Origin of the sequence: Lacrimispora sphenoides, assembly GCF_900105215.1 — a bacterium.
Taxonomy (GTDB): domain Bacteria; phylum Bacillota; class Clostridia; order Lachnospirales; family Lachnospiraceae; genus Lacrimispora; species Lacrimispora sphenoides_A.
This window is the reverse complement of sequence record NZ_FOIP01000001.1, coordinates 2610730-2632446: the sequence shown is the minus strand read 5'-3', so window position 1 is coordinate 2632446 and position 21717 is coordinate 2610730. Positions and strand designations below refer to the sequence as shown.

General features: G+C 44.2%; 13 protein-coding genes and 1 pseudogene. 3 read left to right on the top strand and 11 right to left on the bottom strand.

Annotated features, from left to right (window positions below):
* Positions 1-66 precede the first annotated feature (66 nt).
* On the top strand, positions 67-774 hold the full coding sequence (locus BMW45_RS11925) for a FadR/GntR family transcriptional regulator (protein WP_025234710.1): 708 nt from the start codon (positions 67-69) through the stop codon (positions 772-774).
* A 70-nt stretch (positions 775-844) separates the two neighbouring features.
* Here BMW45_RS11925 and BMW45_RS11920 read toward each other — a convergent pair whose 3' ends face one another.
* The 9 genes and pseudogenes from BMW45_RS11920 to BMW45_RS11880 form a co-directional block, all read right to left on the bottom strand.
* Complete coding sequence (locus tag BMW45_RS11920) at positions 845-2158, bottom strand: redoxin family protein (protein ID WP_092243765.1); 1314 nt, start codon at positions 2156-2158, stop codon at positions 845-847.
* A 171-nt stretch (positions 2159-2329) separates the two neighbouring features.
* A pseudogene (locus BMW45_RS11915) lies at positions 2330-3634 on the bottom strand (FeoB small GTPase domain-containing protein); the annotation flags it as partial.
* A gap of 2 nt (positions 3635-3636) precedes the next feature.
* Positions 3637-3939 (bottom strand): FeoA family protein, encoded by a 303-nt coding sequence (locus tag BMW45_RS11910; protein WP_025234713.1) that lies wholly within the window; start codon positions 3937-3939, stop codon positions 3637-3639.
* A 155-nt stretch (positions 3940-4094) separates the two neighbouring features.
* Positions 4095-6092, bottom strand: coding sequence for a heparinase II/III domain-containing protein (locus tag BMW45_RS11905; protein ID WP_166433336.1), 1998 nt, complete (start codon positions 6090-6092; stop codon positions 4095-4097).
* 13 nt (positions 6093-6105) lie between these two features.
* Positions 6106-7704, bottom strand: coding sequence for a response regulator transcription factor (locus BMW45_RS11900; RefSeq protein WP_092243756.1), 1599 nt, complete (start codon positions 7702-7704; stop codon positions 6106-6108).
* Positions 7701-9524 (bottom strand): histidine kinase, encoded by a 1824-nt coding sequence (locus BMW45_RS11895; RefSeq protein WP_092243753.1) that lies wholly within the window; start codon positions 9522-9524, stop codon positions 7701-7703. The genes BMW45_RS11900 and BMW45_RS11895 overlap by 4 nt, the downstream gene beginning before the upstream one ends.
* A 64-nt stretch (positions 9525-9588) precedes the next feature.
* Complete coding sequence (locus BMW45_RS11890; RefSeq protein WP_092243750.1) at positions 9589-10452, bottom strand: carbohydrate ABC transporter permease; 864 nt, start codon at positions 10450-10452, stop codon at positions 9589-9591.
* 12 nt (positions 10453-10464) lie between these two features.
* Complete coding sequence (locus BMW45_RS11885) at positions 10465-11403, bottom strand: carbohydrate ABC transporter permease (RefSeq protein WP_092243747.1); 939 nt, start codon at positions 11401-11403, stop codon at positions 10465-10467.
* A 63-nt stretch (positions 11404-11466) separates the two neighbouring features.
* The gene (locus BMW45_RS11880) at positions 11467-12909 is read right to left on the bottom strand and encodes an ABC transporter substrate-binding protein (RefSeq protein WP_092243744.1); all 1443 of its coding nucleotides are present in this window, start codon (positions 12907-12909) and stop codon (positions 11467-11469) included.
* 210 nt (positions 12910-13119) lie between these two features.
* Between BMW45_RS11880 and BMW45_RS11875 the strand changes: the two genes are divergently transcribed.
* Both BMW45_RS11875 and BMW45_RS11870 read left to right on the top strand, forming a co-directional pair.
* Positions 13120-13503, top strand: a complete 384-nt coding sequence (locus tag BMW45_RS11875; RefSeq protein ID WP_092243741.1) for a BlaI/MecI/CopY family transcriptional regulator — start codon at positions 13120-13122, stop codon at positions 13501-13503.
* A 2-nt stretch (positions 13504-13505) separates the two neighbouring features.
* Complete coding sequence (locus BMW45_RS11870) at positions 13506-15296, top strand: BlaR1 family beta-lactam sensor/signal transducer (protein ID WP_092243738.1); 1791 nt, start codon at positions 13506-13508, stop codon at positions 15294-15296.
* A gap of 290 nt (positions 15297-15586) precedes the next feature.
* Here the strand turns inward: BMW45_RS11870 and BMW45_RS11865 are convergent, their stop codons facing one another.
* Together BMW45_RS11865 and BMW45_RS11860 are read right to left on the bottom strand one after the other, a co-directional pair.
* Positions 15587-16486, bottom strand: a complete 900-nt coding sequence (locus BMW45_RS11865) for a tetratricopeptide repeat protein (RefSeq protein ID WP_166433335.1) — start codon at positions 16484-16486, stop codon at positions 15587-15589.
* Between the two features lie 17 nt (positions 16487-16503).
* Positions 16504-21717, bottom strand: coding sequence for an RHS repeat-associated core domain-containing protein (locus tag BMW45_RS11860; RefSeq protein ID WP_092243732.1), 5214 nt, complete (start codon positions 21715-21717; stop codon positions 16504-16506).

Here is a 21717-nt window from a genome sequence, read left to right as displayed (position 1 = left end):
CTTGAATGAATCAGAAATTACATTTATAATCAGATAAAACTATTGTTCACCTGAAAGGAATTTGCCATGACACCATCACATAAATCTCTTGCCGATACAACAGCGGAAGGAATCATCAAATATATCATTGATAATAAATTAAAAGAAGGTGCACAGCTCCCCAATGAAACCACGCTTTCCTCTCTTATGGGCGTTGGGCGGAGCACTCTGCGGGAAGCCATACGGGCTCTTGTTTCACGCAACATTCTGACAGTTCAGCAAGGGTCCGGAATCTACGTCTGCCACAATACAGGTGTGGCTGATGATCCACTTGGATTCACCTTTATAGAAAATAAGGAGAAACTGGTGACTGATCTTTTAGAATTCCGCATGATGATCGAGCCAAGGGTCGCCGCTATGGCTGCCTCAAAGGCCACACCGGAGCAGGCCGAGGAGCTTCTCCACCTGGCGGAACGGGTGGCGGAATGTTACGACTTAGGAAAATCCCACTCAGAAGCCGATGCCATTTTCCATGCTAAGATTGCAGAGATCAGCGGAAATGTCATCGTACCGCAGCTTGAGCCTCTTATTATGCATGCTATTGATATGCTTATTGACATTACCCATTCCGAGTTAAAAGAAGAAACCATAAGAACACATATGGCAATTGTAAATGCCATACAAAAAAACGATGCCATTGCCGCACAGGATGCCATGACTCTTCATCTCATTTACAACCGGGACCGTTTGCGCAAGGCTCATGAAGAAAAATCCTCCAGTAATTTCAACCAATAAAAATGGCATTCCAAAGATTCTTTTCCCCTTTGGAATGCCATAATTGCTCTGTTTTAACCATATCGGCAGATTATTTCCGCTGCCCCTTCATGGTCTGTTCTATAATACTGCGCATTGTATCTTCCGAAAGCTGACCGCTTGCATAACCAAATACATTGCCATCCTTATCAATCATAAATGTGGTCGGATAAGAGAATACTCCATAAGCTTCAAACAGTTCCGCATTCGTGTCCATCAGAACCGGATAGGTGTATCCGTTTTCGTTCAGGAATTGTTTAATTCCCTCTTCATCTTTTTCATTTCCATAATTAGGTGCTGCCACACCCAGAATGATCAGTGCATTATCCCCTTCTGTATCAGCAGTTTCATATATTTTCTGGATGTCCGGCATCTCCGCCCTGCATGGGGGACACCAGGTCGCCCAGAAGTTTAAAAAGATCGTCTTTCCTTTATAATCAGAAAGAGAATGAGTATTGCCGTACTGATCGGTTAAAGTAAAATCAACTGCCGGAAGAGGCTCATTGGCTTCATCTGACTCACCGGTATTCCCCGATTCCGATACGGATTCTTCTTCAGATGCAGATTCTTCTTCCGATGCTTTTGCAGTCGTTTCCGGCTGCGGCGTCTCTCTTGATTCTGTGGCCGTAGGTGACGGAATGGATGAAAGGTATCCGGTCACAGCATTCATCTTTCCGGTGAACATTAAAATTCCCATAAATACCATGAGAACTCCTCCGACTTTTACCGCATTCTTTGCAATATTGCCGTGAGTCTTAAAAAATTCAAGCACTGTGGTAGTAAAGAATCCCACTGCCAGAAACGGCAGAACAAATCCCAGGGTATATACTCCAATCAGGACAAAACCCATTGCCTTTGTGGAGGCTGAGGCAGCCATAAGCAGGACACTGGCAAGGGCCGGTCCCACACAAGGCGTCCAGGCAAAGCTGAAGGTGAAGCCCATGATTAGCGCAGTTAAGGGCGACATGGCCAGGGTATTAAGGGAAAATGGCAGTCTGCGTTCCCTTCCCAATACAGATGAGGTCCCAAAAACTCCCAGCTGGTATAAACCGAATAAAACTACCAGGATACCTCCCACTCTTGCAAAAAGAAGCTGGTTTGATTTAAAAAAGCTTCCAAGAGCTGAGAATCCCAGCCCCAACAGGAAGAATGCGAAGCTGACCCCGATAACAAAGCAGACAGTGTGAAGCATAACCTTGCTGCGTTTATAATAAATCCGCCCGTCCTCCCCGCGGACTCCCGTCCCTCCCGACAGATACCCTATGTAAAGCGGGATGAGTGGCAGCACACAGGGAGAAAAGAAGCTGATAATCCCCTGAAGAAACACGGTCATAACTGGAATACTTACGTCGATAGAAAAGCCCAAATACTGTACCTCCTTTTTGGTTGTGCCATATGTTACTGATTTCCGGCGTTTTTAGTTGTGATTCTGTATTATTTTCAGTTACAGTTTACGTGTAAATAAATATAACATTTCTAAGAAAAAGTGTCAAGTTAAACATGGAAGAATCAAAAAAAGCATAGATTTCCATTGTCACATGGTAAGCGCCTGCTTTCCGCAGGCAGAACACTTTTTAAAGCATCTGTCTAAATTAAAAGCCACTCTGGGAAGGTATCCAAAATCTTCCAGAAGAGTAAACAATGGGAAAAATATTGCCATAGGAGGCAGCATAACCGCTACTACCCAGGCCAGAACCCGGTAAATGCCATGAAACAGCAGTTCAGTGATAATCACCGGCACACCGGCAGCGTCAGCCAGCCCGATCAGCCAGGCTTCTATCTTAAACAGTACGGTGCTTATTAACTCTGACGGGTAATTGGCCCCTGTTATGGTAATCCAGAAGATTCCAAGTAAAACCAGGAACATAATGGGAAAGCCCGTAGCCTTACTGGTAAAAATCCAATCCAGCTTCCGGTCCTTCCGGTTATAGGTCTGATTTTCATATTCCACGATATCCATGCATAAATTTTCTGCCTTATTTATGAAAACAGTAGCCATGTCGTCGCTTACCTGCTCCTGGCTGATCCCGGCAGTCTTCCATTCTTCCCAGATTTCAGCAAGACAGGAAGCCACTTCTTCGGAATCGGCCACGGTCTTTCGGTATCTTCTTACGGCTTCCATCAGATTCTCATTGGCATCCAACAGTCTGGCACAAAGCCATCGGGCCTCTGCCTTTCCCTTGGCCAATTGTTCCACTGCGGGCAGGAGCCTGGCAATGGCATCTTCAATATATTGGGGATATTGGATGAGAGCAGGTTTTTCCTCTACCTCTTCTTTTTGTTCCAGGCAGTGTTTTAAACCGGTGTAGATCTGATCAAGTCCCTTATTGCTCCTGGCTGCAGTTCCGGCAACCGGGACCCCCAGGCGCTGTTCCAAGATATCAAGGTTTAAGAAAATTTTCTTCTTTTTAGCCTCATCCATAAGGTTTACACATACCACCACATTGGTCGTTGCCTCCATGATCTGCAGCACCAGGTTTAAGTTTCTCTCCAGGCATGTGGCATCACAGACTACGACTACTGCATCCGGGTTTTCAAAGCAAATAAAGTCTCTGGCAACCTCTTCTTCCGTGGAATGGGCCATCAGGGAATAGCAGCCGGGAATATCCACCATAACATATCCCTGCTGACCATCCGAGCACCAGCCCTGGGCATTGGCAACGGTTTTTCCCGGCCAATTTCCTGTATGCTGATTCATCCCAGTAAGCTGATTAAATACCGTACTCTTACCTACATTGGGATTTCCGGCCAGTGCAATGACCTTATCCTCTTCCTTCCGTTTCTTAATTTCCAGACCGCAGTCCACAGACTTTATTCCCATCGATTCCCTGCTTAATCCCATACCTAATCCTCCAGCGAAAGGTTAGCAGCCACCATTTCTTTCCCATAATGACGGTTTGCTTTTTCCTCTATATTTGACTGCACCAAGACGCGGCCGGAATCCTCGCTTCTAAGAGCGATTACCGCACCCCGTATTAAAAATGCCGTAGGATCTCCCAAAGGGCTCTTTCCCAGGCACTCCACAGTAGTACCCTCTATAATGCCAATATCCTGTAAGCGCCTTCTCATATCATCATAGGCGGCCAGCTTTGCAATCACTGCCTTCTGACCCCTTTTTAAATCTGTTAAGCATATATTTTCAGACATCCTTCTGCCTCCATACATCTAAAAAAAGTTTCCATATCCTAACATATGCAGTAAATAAAAAACAGGTTCCATTTTATTTACACTGCTTTTTCCCTTCTTAAATAAGGCGGCCCAAAAGTCGATTACCAACTTTTGGGCCGCCCTGTTTCTATCCTTTACATCTTATGGATCTTGCTCCATTTCCTTTCGTCCTTTTCTCCTTCCACTTCAATCACGATACAGTCCCCATCTACAGAAAAGTTTACATTCATGAGCAGGCAAGGCCCATTGCTGCTGGTAATCACATGGGCAAATACAAGATCCGGTCCATACCCGCGTTCGATCTGGTAATTGATATCGGATATAGACGGGTTATCAGGCCCCATCCCATCATACAATTCCATCCCCTGGTTCCAGGTAAATACACGGGTATGTATGCCTCCATCCTCATAATCATGGATCACAGTGGTTTGATCTTCTGACAGAATGGCCTTTTTCATGTGATGAAGATAGCTATATGGCTTCCTGTCAGAAAACTTTTCTATTTCCATTCCCTCAGGCTGTATGATCCGTTTTCCTGAAAAATGCATGACCCAGTCCACAGGCAGATCCTTCCCTGCCCCCTTTACCTGGAATACTTCCGCAAAATAATCTTCCTCCCATGCGATCTTTCTCACCATTTTTACAGGCCGGTAAATTTCTTCCTTCCACTGAACGATGGTAAAGCTGTCCGGCATTTCATAGGGTTTGGTCCAGTCCGCTTCTGCTTCCACATATATGCCCCCATCTCTATCTTCATAACGGGTTAGCCTTGCATTGACCGGCGCCTGATTATCTCCGTCAATGTTTATCGTATTGTGGGAACCTGTATTCTTATAAAAATCATAGTGCATAACCGCACCGTATCCGGTGGTCCCAAGATCAGGAGATATCCTCTTTCCATGAGACAGATAACTGATGCCAAGACGATCATAATGATCATGCTCCCCGCCATAGCGGTCATGCTTGATCAGCAGATATCTATCATCCTTCCCTCTTAAAATCGTGCTCCCAGACTGCCCTGCTTCCACATGGTAATTCCCTGGCTCCATACTGCACTTAGGCAGCTCATCTGCCCCATAAATAAAGGCTTCCAGATTATCTCTCTTTTCTTCTTCATACAGCTGGTTCAGTATAAAAAGAAGCTTTTCTCCTCCCAGTTCCCGGTATGCAAATTCATATAAATATAGACTTGAGGATGTATGTCCATAATTAGTATCATTTAACATGGGAATACGGAATCCCGGTTCCAGATAGGATGCCAGCAGCTCCATCATGGCTTTATAATTTGGATGACCGATATGGCTGTGAGGCGTATGAAGGGCAAACTTTTCATAGGCAAAGAAACTGGTAAGGGCATAAAAGTGATAGCCCAGCGCTCCTTCGAACCACATGTGATCCGGGAGCACCCCATTCTCCAGCTGATATAGAATCCCATAAGGCTCATAAACGGCAAACTGGATATACCGGTCAATGTCAAAGATCAGTCCAATGACCGCAATGGCTGAGCTTATGATCACTTCATGATTGTGCAGCTGGTTATGGCGGTGTTCCATCAAAAATTCAGCTCCAGGGATGAGCATTTCCTTTCCAATAAACTCTTTTTCCTCCTCCGTCATGAATTCAGACAGAAGATCATAGCTCATGGCAAAGCTTCTGAGGAAATTAGCCTCATCAAGAGTCTGAGCGCCTGACTTACCGGGACCATTATAAGGAATATTGCCGTGGACCTCATAGTCCTTATAGTATCTGGAATATTCCATCATGATATCTACGGCCTTTCTGGCATAGTCAGCTTCTCCTGTGATCAGATGGATCAGTGCCATCTGAAATACTGCCGTGTAATTTCTGCTGTTAATAAGCCCCCACCAGGTGCTGTCATATGGCTCACCGGAATAAACCCGACCACAGGAGGGGCAACTGTGATGATACTTATCGTTTCTGTCAAAAGTAAGCCGCACAGAACAATCCGGGCAGTAATAATAAAGGGTCCAGTTAGCGATCCCTGTTTTGGGAACCAAAACAGGCTCTGCCATGATTTCCTTTACATCTTCCATGATACGATTAACAGCTGACCGCTGCCTTTGGTACTTTTCTCTTAAGTGCCGGATTTCCTGTTCTGTAAATTGAATCATTATCCTACCCCTCCTAATATAAATTCTCTTCTTCCACCAATTTTTTAAATTCCGTGGGAGTGCAGCCATAAAATTTCTTAAAGCTGCTGGCAAAGTATCGCTGGTTTTCATACCCGCATTGGTCTGCCACCTCCTGGATTTTCATGCTTGTTTTCTGGAGCAGACTCCCGGCTCGTTCCATGCGCTTTCGGATTAAATATTCACCAAAACACTCTCCTGCGTACTGTTTGAAAATCTGCCTGACATAGCTGGAGCTGAAATGCACCTTTAAAGCCACTGCCTCCAGGTCCAGCTCCGTCTTATGCAGATCATTTTCAATGATCTGCTTCATTTGCTTCACCACTGCATCTGCCCTGGTTTCCTCTGAATTTTCCCGTACTACCCGGCAGCACTTTTCAATATAGGTGGCCAGCATATGGTTCATATCCATCAGGCTTCCGTAATTGATCCGATCCTGCATGGAAGATAGAGGCTCCGTATCCGCCCGGTCATATCCATCCTGCTCCATATCATTCTGAATGGCATAAACCAGTTCCCCCACAGATACGCCCACATAATCATTCTTCCTGTTGGACATGGAGGCATAACACTTCATCAGGCCTGACAGCCCAGCAAGAGCCCCTGCCTCCTGTCCTGCACGCACAGAAAGCCGGATCTGGTTTTTCCACTCCCGGATCTGGCTGCTGCTGATTTCCTCTTTCCGGCTGCTTTCCTCACCATAAAACAGGAATCGCTTTTCTACGTCTAAGTTTCCCCGCCACACAGCCATAGCTTCCCGGTAGGAATCCACCAGCTTTGTCTGACTCCGGTAAGCACGGCCAAGGGCGCTGTTCATTTGTATATGGTAATACTTCTCCAGGCTCATACTGACTTTTTCCAGACTTTCCCCAATCTTTTTAAGGAAGTGCTCCTCGTTTTCCCCGTCACCGCACCAGATGGACGCCAGCTGAATCCCGTCAAAGCTGACCGCATACAGGCAGATCCCGGCAGAAAGGTAACCGTTCCGTATCAGCATCAGAAACTCCTCCACATGCTCCTGCTTGCCAAAATCCCATGCTCCGCCTTCCATGCGGATCACTCCTGCCGCATAAAAACTGCCTTCCAGTATGAAGTCCGGTTCCTCTGTACACTCCTTTCCCCTTAAGAGCGCCTTCAGCGCCTTTTCCCTGGCAAGTCCGGCCCGGCTCACGGCCTGTTCCTTTAACAGGCTCATATTTTGCAAAAGCGCCTTCTGGCTGTCCAGCTCTTGTATCACCTTTGCCAAAACATCAATCATTTCCCTGGGCAAAAAGGGCTTTAGTAAATAATCCTTGACTCCAAGTGAAATGGCCTGCTTTGCATAGTCAAATTCATCGTAACCGCTTATGACCACATTTTTACTGTAAAGCCCGGCTTCCTGAATCCTGCGGATCAATTCCAGGCCATTCATAAAGGGCATGGCTATGTCCGTAATGATAATATCAGGCTTATTTAACAGAGCTTCTCTAAGCCCTTCCTCTCCGTCACCTGCCACCGCAACCACATCCACTTCCAGGGCGGATTTTTGGATGTTTCTGACCAGTAAGTCTCTTACATAGTCTTCGTCATCTACGATTAATATGCGGTACATCATTCCACCTCCTCTGTCATTGCCGGAATCCTAAGAACCGCTTTTGTCCAATGGCCGAAGCTGCTTTCATAATACAGCCCATATTCTTTTCCGTAAAACAGCCGGATCCTTTCATTGACATTGTAGATGCCATAGCCTGCTCCACAGTCCGTTCCGCCCTTTTTTAAGGTTTCATTGATGAATGCAAGCTTTTCTTCCGGAATCCCTGCCCCATTATCCCATACTACAAGCTCCGTGACCGTTTCTTTGCCAGATCCTTCTTCACTGACGGAGATCTTTATGATACCGGCCCCCTGTTTCTCTTTGATTCCATGATAAATGGAATTTTCAGCCAGAGGCTGCAGAATCAGTTTGATCATACGGAAATCCAGGCATTTGTCATCCGCATGAATTTCGTAGCTTAAACGGGAATGATAGCGGATGCTCTGGATGTCTAAATAGCTTGACACATGTTCCAGTTCTTCCCGAAGGGTGATCACCTCTGCCCCCTTACTTAGGCCGATCCTGAAAAACTTACCAAGAGAATTAGAAAGGATGCTGATTTCTTCTGCTCCCTGATCGGCGGCCTGCCAGGTGATGGCATTTAAGGTATTATAGAGGAAATGAGGATTGATCTGAGCCTGCAGGGCCTTTAATTCCGCTTTCCGCTTCTGCTTCTGAACCTCAGCCACATAATCCCGTTCCCGTTTCAGCTCCTCAATGGTCTCCTCCTGTTTCCGGACCAGGCTCTGGATCTCTCCGATCATATAGTTAAAAGATTTTGCAAGGCTGCCTACTTCATCCTTATAGGGGTAGAAAAACCGAACTCCCAGGTCACCTTTTTCCACGCAGCTCATACGCTTTTCTAACCGTCTTAAAGAATTTGTCAGCTGGTGGGACAACCACAGGATGACCCCTACTCCCAGTAAGAAAACAACGCCCATGATCTCAAATATCGTATTTCTAAGAATTTTCAGACTTCCAAGCAGGCTCTGCCTTGATTTCAGCCCATAGATCTGCCAGCCATTTTCCTTAAGACGTTCATAGGTGACCAGATAGGAATCTCCCTCGTACTGAAAGTCGCTGGTAATGACATTGCTTCCCCCTTCCCTGGACTCCGAAAGCTTTCTTAGTTCTCCCGGATCCATATCATGGGAACCTATCATTACATTTCCTGCACCATCTAGAATAAGTATTTTGTCAAAAAATTCATATTTTCCTTCTAAAAGACGCTCCAGTTCGGTTTTCTTTAACTGGATCACCAAATATTCCTTTCCCACATAGCCCTGAACACTGAACTGCCAGACACAGGGAATCACCTGGTCATTGTCCTGAAATATCTCATCTTTCCACATCGGGAACCAGCGAATGGCATCGCCTCCGCCTGCCTGGTAGCTTTTGTAAAAAACAGATTCTTTAAAATCAAACTCCCAATTTCTCATTCGGACAAAATTATCGAAGCTCCCTTTATCCGTATAAATATAGGTGGAGTGGATCAGCCCCTCCCCGGTCTCAAAGTCTCTCATGAAATCCGGAATGGTCCCTAAGGCTTTTACCAGATTGATGTCATTAGGATTATTTAAATAATCGGAAAGGGTTACCATAAAGGTATAATTAGCAAGCATTCCCTTAGCCCTCTGATTGATGACACCCAGCCGCTGGCCCAAGGTATTCACAATCTGAGCCAGGACGTCCTCTGACCCCACTTTGAAATTCTCTTCAATATCATTGGAGGCGTACTGATAATAGGATAATCCACTAATGGCGGTAGTAAAGAAAAACATAATTCCGAACAGCCAGATGATTTTACTGCGGAATCTTAAATTGTTTATAAATTTCTTCATGCTTTCCCCCCGTTTTCCTGCTCTTCTGTTTTTTACCAGTATATCACAGGACCCGCCCTTTTTCCTATCCTTTTACTGCACCTGCCGTAAGGCCTGCAATGAACTGTTTATTGGCAAACAAATAGACAATCAGGATCGGGATGATAGCGATGGACGCTCCCGCCAGCATGATGTGCCACTCGGCCGCGGCATTGACAGAATATTTTAGCTGAACGACCGCCACGGTAAGAGTCTGAAGCTTCGGCATGGAAATCGTCATGATCAGACTGGTGATATAATCATTCCAGGCATTTCGGAAAGAAAATAGGGCTACTACCGCCAGGATTGGCTTACTTAAGGGTAAAATGACCCGGGAATAAACTCCATAAATGCTGCAGCCGTCAATGATGGCAGCTTCATCAAGCTCTTTTGGAATCCCCTTTGTAAATCCCATGACCAGAAAAACATTGGTGGCCTGCCCTCCCGTAAGAGCCACAATAAGGGCAATTATGGACTTATTTAACTTTAATGCCCGAAGTAATTCGTAGATTGGATACAGGGTAACTGACCCTAAGGATACGAACATCATGGATAAGTAAAGAGCTAAGAGCACCTTTTTCCCGGCAAACTCTCTTCTGGCCAGAATAAAACCGGCCAGCGAGCAGGTAACCACAGCGAGAAGTGTAACGGAAACACTGACCACGATGCTGTTAAACGTATATTTTGTAAAGTCTGCCTGGACAAAAGCCTGGTAATAATTCTCAAAATGCCATTTCTCCGGGAAAAAGCCGCCGCCCTGGGTCAGCTCAGCATTGGTTTTCAAAGATCCCAGCACTGTATAAATGACCGGATAAAGTGTAAATAAAATCATAATGCCCAGAAATACCCATTTTGCGGCCAGAGAAAGCCAGGCGGCTTTTGATAGATGTTTTCCATTCCAGTTTTTCATGCTGCCGCCTCCTTAATAAATTTCATCCAGTTTTTTAGATATTCGCAGATAACCTACGGTTACCATACCAGCGATCACTGCGGATATGACGCTGACCGCAGCACCGTAGCCATATTGGGGAACCGTGGCTTCAGCCGCTGAAATGGGGAAGAAGTAACGGTATCCGTACAGGGACATGACCATGGTAGCATTGGTGGGGCCGCCCTCAGTTAATACCATCACATTGGTAATGTCGTGAAACGCAGAGGTGATCGCCAGCATAAGTATAATCTTTAATATGGGGCCCAGCATTGGAATGATGATGTACCAGATGGTCTGGATCTTGCCGGCCCCGTCGATCCTGGCGCTTTCGATTGCTTCCCCGGATACCTGCTGGATTCCGGCTATAAAATATACCATGTAATTCCCCACACCGCCCCAGACCGCTGTCAGGATCAGGGTTTTCATGGCATGTTCTTTCCCCAGCCAGTTTATGGGTTTTTGTATCAGACCTGCCGTCATTAAATACTTATTGACCTCACCATTGTAGGCATTGAATAAAAGATAAAACACCAGACCCATGACGGCGGAGCTCATAATGGTAGGCAAAAATACAATGCTCTGGGCCGCGCCATTCCCCCGTTTTTGCTGATTTAAGAGAAATGCCAGAAAAAAGGCCAGAGGAATGATAAAAACCACCTTCCCGAAACCGTATGTAAAAGTATGGATCACACTTTCCCAATAAACTTTATCCCGGAACACCCGGGCGAAATTTGCAAGGCCGACAAATCTCGGTACTCCTGTTCCATATCCCCCATACTGGAAAAATACATATTTCAAAGTCCACACCACCGGATATAAGGAACAGACGGTGAACAAAATCAAGTTGGGAAGCATAAATGAATAGGCCTGCAGGTTTTTTTTCACAATCTTACTTCCCCGCAAGGCACTTTTGCTATTCCAGTCTTTCATCTGCATACTCCTTTCTTTTCAAAGAAAGAGGGGCCTCGCTGATTTTGCGCCCCTCTTTCAATATTACTGTAAAGTTGGATTCATCGGGTCATAGTTTTCAATCTTTACTTCATGACCGCTTCCATTTTTCACTGCTTCCTGATACGCTTTATTGTAACGGTCTGTCAGATCCTTTAAGGTAGAATCTATATCCGCGTCTCCATAATAAATAGATTCGCAGGTTTTAAACATATCTTCACCTTCCACCACCATACCAGATGCGAAGGCAGTGTGAGGAGGCTTAGGAAGGAGGGCATCAATATCACTGATGAGCAGCCATTTTTTATCCTGGAAATCTTTACCTGGCTTTGCCTTTTCAATAACACTTGGAAGAATGCTTACGCCAAATCCACCTTCGTAGTATCCGATTAAATAATCTTCATTTGCAAAGATATCCTTATAAACCTTAAATGCTTTATCCACGTTAGGACTTTTTGCATTTAAAACATAACTTCCTGTACCGGTAAAATACTGTTTTCCTGTGGCTTTTCCGCCAACGGTTGGAATGGGTACGCAGTCCCATTTAGAGGAATCCATAGGGAACTGATTCTGGTATACCCCTGGCTCTGCATGGCTGTAAGACATATACATACCAATCTTGCCGGCTGCAAACTGAGTTCTTAAGGGATCGATATCCAGTGATTCACATCCAGGAAACGCACATTCGTCGGACAGCAGTTCCTTCCAAAGCTTCAAAGTATCTGCCCACTGTGAAAAGTCGTACTCTCCCTTTACGAAGTCGTATCCACGTACCAGACCGGTCTCTCGATCCAGGCCGACGCACATGGAACGCTGCAAGCCTGAGCTGGCACTTTTCATATTTTCTGCAAATCCATAAATTCCTTCTTTGGATAATTCCGTATTGATTTTTTTAGCATACTCCACCACCTCTTCCAGTGTTTTTGGTGGTTCCGTAATCCCTACACGGTCAAAGATTTCTTTGTTATAGAAAAGACGGCAGGTAGTTCCGGTGGTTGGGATGAAATACAGCTTTCCATCCAGTTCGTTGTAACCGGGATAAACCACAGATTTAAAATATTCTTTCATATCAGAATCCATGTAATCATAAAAATCTGCCCACTGACCCTCGTTTACATATTTATCAAACATCTGATCCTGCTGTACCAAAATATCAGGGAGTTCCCCGCTTTGTACCGCCATATCAATGGCCTGCACATAATTATCCGTATAGAGCTGATAATCTATCTGAATATTATCCGTGTTACTTGCATTGTATTCGTCTACCTTTTTCTGAACATAGGTGGCGTCGTGCCGGTCTTTGGACCAGACCTTAATGACAGTTTTTTCCCCACTTGCTGACTGAGTCTTTTCCGCTTCTGTCTGAGCAGCCGTCTGTCCGCCTGCTGCCGCTGTTGTGGCATCTGTTTTGGACCCTGAACATCCGGCCAGCGTTCCAGCCGCCATCAGCCCTGCCAACAGTATGCCGCTTAATCTCCTTAATTTCATCCCTTAAACCTCCCTTGTTTGTTTATGGTTTCATTTTACGGAAAAATGGCTGTTAAGTAAATGCAATATCCGACGGTCCCATGTTTAAAATCTGTTTATATTTTTAATGTTTCGCTGATTGCAAATAGACAGAGTCATAGAACTCATTGACATGCCTGCATCGTGCTCTTATAATAGTATTATTACAATTGTAAGAACAGGAGACCGCATATGAATCAACTGCCGCAAATATCCGAAGCAGAATATGAGGTAATGAAGGTGCTATGGAATGATGCCCCCATCAGTACCAACGAAGTGACGGACAAACTGGTGAAGACCACCAGCTGGAACCCAAAGACCATTCACACACTCTTAAAAAGACTGGTTCAAAAGGGTGCTGCCACCTATCGGAAGGAAGGCCGTGTTTTCGTCTATACCCCGCTCGTGGAAAAAAAAGAATATTTAACGAAAGAAAATGATCATTTTTTAAACCGTTTCTACAACGGAAAGATATCAAGCATGGTGACCAACTATTTAAACAGTGATTATGTATCAAGCGAAGACCTGGCAGAACTGAGAAAGCTTCTTCTGGGCGGACAAGAGGAGGAACGCTGATTATGCTCGATTCTTTTATGACACGCCTTTGTCTTAACAGCGTGGTCCTGGCCATTTTGCTTGCCGCAATCCTGCTGGTCAGGAAATTATTAAACCAACAGCTGACTGCAAGAATCCGGTACAATCTGTGGTTCCTGTTTCTGTTTGTGCTGGCTGCACCATTTCTACCCTGCTCTTTTCTTTTTCCTGGATATGCGTTTAAGCTGCTGCGGTTTTTGGGCGGCTCCTTTTCGCCTGAGCATGCAGGTACCTTAGGGGCTGCCTATAAGACCGCGGCAGCCACCGAATATTTTCTCCAGGATTTTTCTGTTTCCGTAAGCCGTGTAGCGCATCCGGTACTTCCAACTGTTTTAACTGGTATCTGGATCACCGGCATGGTATTAATGACTGGTTTTCATATCCATTCTAGCAGGAAAATCAGGCAGCTGAAAAGGTCCTCTCTTCCACTTCAGAATAAGGAGATACGGGAACTATTTGCAACATGTATGGATGAATCTGGTGTTAGAAAAGAAATACCGATTTATAGCAGCGCTTATATCTCCTCTCCTATTGCGGCCGGATTATGGAATCCCTGCATCATTGTTCCTATTAATATGCTTACTGAGCTTTCCAAAAAGGAAATCCGGTATATTCTTCTCCATGAGACTTTACACTGCAAACACAAGGACCTTCTGGTAAACAGGCTTATGGCTTTGGCACAAATCATTTATTGGTTCCACCCCTTTGTCTGGTTTGCTTTTAAGGAAATGAGAAGCGACCGGGAGATTGCCTGCGATTCATCAGTCCTGTCCCTCCTGGATTCGGACAGCTATCTGGATTATGGAAGCACGCTGATAAATTTTGCAGAAAAGATATCCTTATTTTCCTATTCCGCCGCCAGTATCAGCGGCTCAAAGAAAGAGATAAAAAGGCGCATTCTGAACATTGCCGGTTACCACAAAGAATCCAGGTGGCGTGTGGTGAAAAGTAGAATTCTTTTTACTGTGATTGCAGCACTGGTGCTGGGTTGTATTCCAGTATTGTCTGCAGATGCCTACACTGGTACAGAATACGACTTTACGGCTGAAAATGTAACTACGCTGGATTTATCCTCTTATTTCAAAGGATACGATGGCTGTTTTGTTCTGTATTGCTTAGATTCGGGACAGTACTGCATCTATAATCGTGACGCCGGAACAAGGAGGGTTTCCCCGGATTCCACTTATAAGATTTACAGTGCCTTAGCCGCTCTGGAAATTGGAACCATAACGCCGGAAGCCTCCCTGCTTTCCTGGGATGGGACCAGTTACCCTTTTGAAGCCTGGAACCAGGACCAGACTCTTGATACTGCCATGAAGCGTTCGGTTAACTGGTATTTCACTTCCCTGGATGAAAAGACCGGGCTGCCTAGGTTAAAGCAATACTTAGATACTATCGGATATGGTAACAAGGACTTATCCGGCGGAATAGGGCGTTACTGGATCCAATCTTCGTTAAAGATTTCACCGGTTGAGCAGGTGAAGCTTTTAGCTCGGTTCTATCAGGATGATCTTCCATTCAGACAGGAGAATATAAAGGCGGTAAAAGAGTCCTTACTCCTCTCTTCTTCCAATGGTGCTTCCCTGTACGGGAAAACCGGGACCGGGACTGTGGAAGGGAAAAATGTAAACGGCTGGTTCATCGGCTTTGTGGAGACCGGAAATGAAACCTATGTGTTTGCGACAAACATTCAGGGCGGGACTCAGGCGAATGGAAGCACGGCAGGAAAAATTACATTAGCTATTTTAAATGATGAAGATATTTATAGCCAATGAGCATAAAAAGGTTACTGTACCGGTAGCTGGTATTGCAGACAATGCCAATAAGTTAAGTAGTTAAAGCGTTTCGTCTATAGGAGTGTGTCAAAACTAAAAAATTGCACACTAATGTTTATGTCACGTTAAATTTATATAAGCTCCTCACAAACATGATACTCCAGCAGGCCCCACTGTTGCTGCTCCAAATCCAAGACCTTTCGATTGACTTTTCTAACTTACTTGATTCTTAAAGCATTATATGAAAACAGCCGCCAAGAGATTGATCCCAAGGCGGCTGCCATATTAAATTAGATGGGATTGTGCTGTTTACAACCGTAATAACAACATTGTTTAATAAGCGGTATTTTATATCTATACTCAGAAATCAACTTTGCTCGATAGTCAGCTTGAAAAAGTGCCTTTTTCATTCGGTTCATCTCAGGTCGCATATTATAATCGCTTTCCTCCAAAGCCTCCACTTTTTGTTTCAAGTATTCCGTTGCTTTTTCTCCTTTACCCAATTTAAGTAAACAGTCAAAGACAATTGCCATATCATGGAGGTCGATGCTGAAGTGTTTTAACATAGATTCGATTTGACTTTCTGCCATTAGCAAATCGTCAGCAAAATATGCCAAAATAAACTTTTCCCATTCCATGCTTTCATCCTTAACTTTAAACATTTTATGAAAAGCTACGAGAAACTCTTTCCTATTGCTATAGAGCAATGAAAAAGCATAGTGTACGGACGCCTTAGAATAATCGTCATCGCCACAAATAGCAAAGGCTTTTTGAAACCATTGTACCGCTTCACCATATTTGCCTTGCATATAATAGGACACTCCACAGTTATATAGAGAAGCATAATCAGGTTTTAATTCACATGCTTGTCTAAAATACTCACTTGCTTCTTCGTAGTCCTTAGCGTCAAAACATACCGATCCAAAAGCCGATAATGTAAGATTTGATTTTTGATATGCTTCAGCTTTTTTTAAGTATCCTACACCCAACTTTGTTGCCCTATGTACACTATTATTAGATTTTACTAAACCTTCAAAAACATGAAACACTCCCAAATTATTGAAAGTTATGAAGCAAGGATTTTTCTTAGCATTTTGCCTAAAAAGAGTTTGGGCTTGATATACCTCGTTTTGACTTAATGCTTCCAAAGCAGCTCCATTGACTGATTCCACGTGTAAATTGCTATTCAAAATATTCTCCTCCCATTTTATGGCGTTACAGCGGCAACGACTAAACTTACTCCCCCAGTTGGCGCGGCTACGAGAGCTGCAGTAATCCATTTTACGCCTGTCCAGATTAAAAATCCTCCAGCTGCAACCGCTACCCCAGTAGCAACTGCTTTTACTGCATTGTTGTTGGGAACTTTAGGTAAATTAGGCACCTTGCCTGATCCCTTACGTTCAGCGCCACCCGGGTATTTGTTAACATATCCTTTTCCATCAGGCCGTTGAACATCCCAATGCCCACCACCATGAGCGTTGGGACTTCCATCAGGAACTGGTACCCATATGTTACCATTCTTATCAACCCAGCCTTTATTACCGCTTTTATCTTTGCCTTGTACAGGCCCTCCTTTAGGGGCAACATATCCTTCATTGTCTGTCGGCGGCTTATCCTTTGTAACTTCGTGCCCACTTGGATCAGTGAACATAATAGGATTATTTTGGCAATAGGTATATAAGTTCAAACCAAGCGGATCATCTACAATATATTGACCTTTTGTCCGATCAACATATACCCCACCATTTAACTGAATATCTTGATAATTTCCGTAAGGATCAAAAATGTTCTTCCTACGTGCACGGACACTATCCTCTGTTGTAAAGCGAGCTGTTACTGGATCGTAATAACGACTACGGAGATAATAAGTGCCACTGCTCGAATCGTAGTACTCGCCACAATACCGGTACGGATTATCATCCTCCTTATCTAGATTTCGCTCAGTTCCAAAAGCATCATACTCATACGAGGCTTTACAAGTTCCGTTTTGACTCCAAAGCTGGGTCACATCCCCATGTTCATTCAATATATAGTAGTATACCACATGGTCTATTTCTCCGGCAATCAAATTGATTCCTCTTAAATAGGTTTTCATTTTATCGCCGTCCGCCTGTTCCGCTACAATATCGCTTCCATCCCAACAATACAGGTTCGTTTTTCCCTGGCTTTCAGTGAGTTTCCTCACTTGGGCGCTATGGCGCAGGCCATCTCCCCGGTACTGGTAGGTAATCTCTTTCTCGTCCTGATTGATTCGGATTAGCTGGTTGTATCCATCATAATGTCTCCATTCATAAACCGTTGGAGTCTCCTTTTGATAATTCCCCGATAACTTGACATTTCCAGGATAGTCCGGTGTTGGCGCTGTTTTCTCCCAAATCCGGAAGGTCTCATTCCCATTATTATCATAACGGTACCGATAAGTTTCCGTCGTTTTCCCCTGCTTCTTTGTCTCCTTTTCCAATCGGTTGTTCGAACCATACTCATAGCTGGTAACACTGACCAGCTCATCCTTTGTTCTTCCTTCCACCATCATTTTCATACGGTTGGAATAGGCATCATAGGTATAAATCGTCCGCTTCCAGTCGGAATAGTCTTCTTCTGTCAGACGGCCCAGCCGGTCATATTGATATGATATGGTGACTGGGGCAGAATTGGCTTTATTAATTTTGCTTAGAATATTCCCATCTACATCATAGCTGTATTCCCATGCAGTAATCACAGTTCCCTGCCGTTTATTCTCTAAAGATATTACCCGGTTGCCGTCATTATACTTATAACTGGTTTCCATACCGGATTGCGGATAGCGGAGGGTTTTTCGGTTGCCTTTTTCGTCGTATTCGTACTCTGCCAGTATCACCCCGGCAGCGTTACTTTTTCTTACCTGCTTTAAACGGTATAAGTCACCATACACGTAATACATACTGACCTCCGGGCTTGCCTTTCCTTCACAAATCAGTTGAAAGGACTGCCGGTTTCCATATATGTCATAAGTATAATCTTTCCTTACATTTCCGGGATCTTCCTGGCGTGTTAGCTGTCCTTTATTATTGTAACGGTACTTCGTCTCCAGGAGGAGGGTTTGTTTTCCTCCCACGAATTCTCGGCTGACTTCCCGAATCCGCTTGCCGTTCTTACCATAGGCGTACTCCCTCTCACTGACTGCCATTCCATCAGGAGTTCTCTTTTGCACGGTTTCCTTTATCAGTCGTTCCAGGGCATCATGCTGATAAACGGTCTGGTCCTTGTTTCTGTCCGTTTTTTTCTGCAATCTTCCGGCTTTGTCAAACTCATAGTATTCCGTATAGCCACGGGCATCCGTCATTGCCGTGACATTTCCAAAGCGGTCATAAGTGTATTTTGTCACCTCCCGTCCTTGGCCGGATGGGGTATCCCCAGTTCTCCTTAGAATGACCTGATTGATTGCATCATACCGGCAGGTAGTCTTAATCCAACTGCCCGGACTTAGGTACTGGTAGGTATCAGTCAAACGGTTCCTGGCATCATACACATACTGAGTCTCCTGCCAGCCATCTTTTTGTGTCTTCTTTTCACATATGATATTACCGGCTCCATCATAGTAATATTTTACTTTCTGGCTGCGGTGGTCAAACGGCGCTAAGGTTTGAACAAGACGTCCTGCTTTATCGTATTGGAATTCGGTTCTCTTTCCAGCTTCATCCCATTGGAAGCGTTTATTGCCTAATGCATCATATTGAATGCTGGTAATTCTTTCCTGACCGGAGTCTGTCCGTATGGATTTTACTACACGGCCTGCGTAATCGTACTCAAAGCGTTCTGTGTTCCTGTCATCAATTTTACTAATATTGTTTCCTGCATTGTCATATATGTAGGTAAACACCCTTTTTCCGGCTAAAAATTCCTTTCTAACCTGGTCTTTTTGGTCTTTATAACATTCTGTCACTATATCCGGAGCGAAGGCGTCTCCTATGACTTTTTTTACCTCACGAAAGTATTTCATGCCATCCGCCGGATCGGTAAATACCTCATTGTATTCATGCTTCTCCTCATAGTCCACTTGTGGAATCGTGTAGGATAGCACCCGGCCAAATGAATCGTAGGAATAACGTTCAGTTTTTCTTATATTATCCGCTGCTGTGCCGTTCCCATCATATGTAACCGCTTCTGTCAGCTCTCCCCATGAATTATACCGGAAATCCTGGAGCACAACATCACCTGTGGCCGGTTCCTTGGATACGGCTAGGCAGACCTGCTGAATCTGTCCAAAGGGTGTGTATTGAATTCGTCTTTTCTGGTGATTTGCATCTGTTGTTGTGATAAAGTTTAAGCTGTCATTATAATAGGTTTCATTTAATGCCTGATTGCCGTCTATCGGAGGGAGCGTCTCTACCACAAACCGTCCCAGTTCGTCATAGCGATAGGTAGTTACCTGATTCCTGGAATCCTTTTTGTAGACCATCCGTCCCCAATTGTCATATTGAAATTCTTCCTTGATTGGATCGCAGAGTTTGCCGTCTGCATCGCGGATGACGGTCTGTTCTTTTGATATAACGTTATGTGTGTATCTGCTGGCGGTACTAGATGGAGAACTGTATTTATAAATGGTTTCCGCATATTCACCTGACTGTTCCAGGTTCCCGCTATCAGCCAGGAAGTATTTTCTTTCGTTGGTCACGCAATAGGGATTGGCCTTATCCTGATAATCATATTCTGTCTTTTCTTTTAAGACTCCATTTTCATAGACCCGATGATATTTTATGACCCTATTTCCTAAATCCTTATGAAGCTCATTTTTTTCTATGATCAGGTCAGTGCCATTTATTCTTTCTGTTTTAAGAATGAGGCTGTAGTCTCCATACTCTGTAATGATTTCCTGATCACTGGAAGGGTCATCCGTATAGGTTTCCTTAAACTTAATGACATTTGCTTTTTGATCGGAGGAATAAGTCCAGTTGGTTTCCTTTTTCAGAAATTTTGATTGATCGTTTCTGTCAAATACCTGGTCAATGGCTCTTATCATTAGTTTATTGCTATATGTATAATCGCTCTTTGAAATAAGGTTATTATGATCCTTAACCTCCTTTATATCTAGCTGCCCATCACTATAGAACTTATAGGTTTCCACAATGTCCTGGTGATTTGTTACTTTTGCATATTCGATATACTTACCATTTTGGAGTTCAGAATCAAGCGTGTAGTTATATTCTCCCTTGTTGTATTCGGCTCCGTCAGCAATATCCTTTTTCATCGTCAATGCAAAATGGTCAATATATCCACCAGTACTATTATTAATGCTAATTTTCCTGTCATAGGTAAACTGTGTGGAGGCATGATTGGGGTATGTGACGCTCTTTAGCAGCAGATACTCGCGATATTGCGTTCCGGGGTCGTTTCCTATTACTCCAGAGGAGGCACATTTCATATAACCTCTGGAAGTTTCGTAGTTATACTCGGTCAAGCTGCCTACAGGGCCTATTACTTCGGTGAGTGTTTGAGTACCTTTCCTATTGATATGGTAGGCAATTTTGCATGCATTTCCTGCCGTAATTTCCGGTAATTCCCAGACAAATCCGTCATTGGTTCTACTCAGTGTGATTGTACGCCCCCAGGTGTCCACAATCTCCATACCTTGGGAGCCCTTTAGATTATAAAAAATGGTATTTCCAAACCTATCCTGGCGGGCGACCAATTTAAAATCTACTCGGCCCATATTTCGGTCACCATCACCTGTATTAGAATTAAAATAATCCCTGTTTCCATTCTTGTATTTAATTATGAGATGATAAGATTTGGGAGTATCCGCCTTATAAGGGTGCCAAATCTCACCTGACTTGGTATCAATTTCCACATCTTTTAAATGATAATTTTCAAATACGTCGAAATCCCGGTTCATTCTTAAACTTCTTCCATCTTCAAGATGTAGAATATAATCATAACTGCGAGTTGTTGATAATTGGGGCCACCAAGTCCAACCAAAATTCTGCACAGTCTCAATGGACGGCAGAACAAAGGACCATCCGTGTCCTAGTCCATAGGTTGAGGTATAAAATGTGTTATTTATAGAACCTGTTCTTATAACTGAACCGAGGACATGTGGAGCCATATCCACTAAATTTGCACAGCCGGAATCATAGCGTCTGGCTATGGATACATCGAAGCCATCCCTGCCGGGCAGTACAAAATCGGTTGTATCATATTGGACATTGCCGGTGTTTAACTGGGCATTTACCTGATTTGTTTCAAAGTAGTTAAATGGGGATTCCGGATACTGTTTTGTTTCGATAAATTCATACTCCGAAGATAGTGCCGCCCGGCGAACTCGTATTTTCAGGCTTTCTGCTTCAGATGATACTTCGCCTGATACGTCCTCATCCGCATTTGTGTCAGGCGCTTCCCATTCATTTTTATCTATATAGTCCTCTATAATTTTTTTATCGTTCAT

What these genes read in the sequence shown, in the direction of transcription:
- BMW45_RS11870 (WP_092243738.1), top strand. Translation starts at nt 13,506, where the DNA reads ATGCTCGATTCTTTTATGACACGCCTTTGTCTTAACAGCGTGGTCCTG.
- BMW45_RS11890 (WP_092243750.1), bottom strand. Translation starts at nt 10,452, where the DNA reads ATGAAAAACTGGAATGGAAAACATCTATCAAAAGCCGCCTGGCTTTCT.
- BMW45_RS11905 (WP_166433336.1), bottom strand. Translation starts at nt 6,092, where the DNA reads ATGATTCAATTTACAGAACAGGAAATCCGGCACTTAAGAGAAAAGTAC.
- BMW45_RS11900 (WP_092243756.1), bottom strand. Translation starts at nt 7,704, where the DNA reads ATGATGTACCGCATATTAATCGTAGATGACGAAGACTATGTAAGAGAC.
- BMW45_RS11910 (WP_025234713.1), bottom strand. Translation starts at nt 3,939, where the DNA reads ATGTCTGAAAATATATGCTTAACAGATTTAAAAAGGGGTCAGAAGGCA.
- BMW45_RS11875 (WP_092243741.1), top strand. Translation starts at nt 13,120, where the DNA reads ATGAATCAACTGCCGCAAATATCCGAAGCAGAATATGAGGTAATGAAG.
- BMW45_RS11885 (WP_092243747.1), bottom strand. Translation starts at nt 11,403, where the DNA reads ATGAAAGACTGGAATAGCAAAAGTGCCTTGCGGGGAAGTAAGATTGTG.
- BMW45_RS11860 (WP_092243732.1), bottom strand. Translation starts at nt 21,717, where the DNA reads ATGAACGATAAAAAAATTATAGAGGACTATATAGATAAAAATGAATGG.
- BMW45_RS11880 (WP_092243744.1), bottom strand. Translation starts at nt 12,909, where the DNA reads ATGAAATTAAGGAGATTAAGCGGCATACTGTTGGCAGGGCTGATGGCG.
- BMW45_RS11895 (WP_092243753.1), bottom strand. Translation starts at nt 9,524, where the DNA reads ATGAAGAAATTTATAAACAATTTAAGATTCCGCAGTAAAATCATCTGG.
- BMW45_RS11925 (WP_025234710.1), top strand. Translation starts at nt 67, where the DNA reads ATGACACCATCACATAAATCTCTTGCCGATACAACAGCGGAAGGAATC.